We start from the raw sequence: 971 nt of genomic DNA, 5'->3' as shown, positions 1-971 counted from the left end.
GGCTCCGGTGCTGTTGTCCGGTACGGACGAGGCGTCCCTGCGTGCTCAGGCTCAACAGCTGATCGACAGCGCCGGGGTGGACATCGCTCGCCCGGTGGATCTCGGCGCCGCCTCGATCCGCCGTGCCGCGCTCGCTCACCGGGCGGTGGTGCTCGCCGGTGACACCGAGGGGTTGACGGCCGGGCTGGGCGCGGTAGCTTCCGGGGCGGGTAGCTTGACCGGTACGGCGGGTGCCGGGCGGGTGGCGTTCCTGTTCACGGGTCAGGGTGCGCAGCGTGCGTCGATGGGCCGGGGGTTGTACGAGGCGTTCCCGGTCTTTGCGGACGCGTTCGACCAGGTGGTGTTGCACCTGGATGCTCACTTGGACCGGCCGTTGGCGGAGGTGCTGGCGGACGAGGAGCTGATCCACCGCACCGGGTACGCGCAGCCGGCGTTGTTCGCTGTCGAGGTCGCCTTGCATGCGCTGCTCGCGCACTGGGGTGTGCGGGCGGACGTGCTGGTGGGGCATTCGATCGGTGAGGTTGCTGCCGCGCATGTGGCCGGGGTGCTGTCTCTGCCGGACGCGGCGGCGCTGGTCGCGGCGCGTGGCAGGTTGATGCAGGCTCTTCCGTCGGGTGGGGCGATGCTCGCGGTGGGTGCTTCCGAGGCGGAGGTGCTGGCGGCGTTCCCGGACGTGGATGTCGCGGTGGTGAACGGTTCTGGGGCCGTGGTGGTCGCGGGGCTGGAAGCCGTGATCGACGCCGTCGCGGAGGCGGCGGGCGGGCGGGGCTGGAAGTCCAGCCGCCTGCGGACCAGTCACGCCTTCCACTCCCGGCTGATGGAGCCGATGTTGGAGGACTTCCGCGCCGTGGTGCGTGGGTTGTCCTTCGCCGAGCCTTCGGTCCCGGCGGTGTCCTCCGTGACAGGCCGCCCGGTCGGGCTAGGGCAGTGGTCGGACCCGGAGTACTGGGTGGACCAGGTCCGCAAGCCCG

At 71.6% G+C, this 971-nt stretch carries 1 protein-coding gene; it reads left to right on the top strand.

The features are described 5' to 3' along the window. Window positions 1-971: acyltransferase domain-containing protein (locus PUR61_RS16565; protein ID WP_329879617.1), on the top strand; the 971-nt coding region annotated here is incomplete at both ends.

It is taken from the genome of Streptomyces sp. BE20 (assembly GCF_036322525.1).
Taxonomy (GTDB): domain Bacteria; phylum Actinomycetota; class Actinomycetes; order Streptomycetales; family Streptomycetaceae; genus Kitasatospora.
Note: the sequence above shows the minus strand (reverse complement) of the source record. Positions and strands in the feature narration are given on the sequence as shown.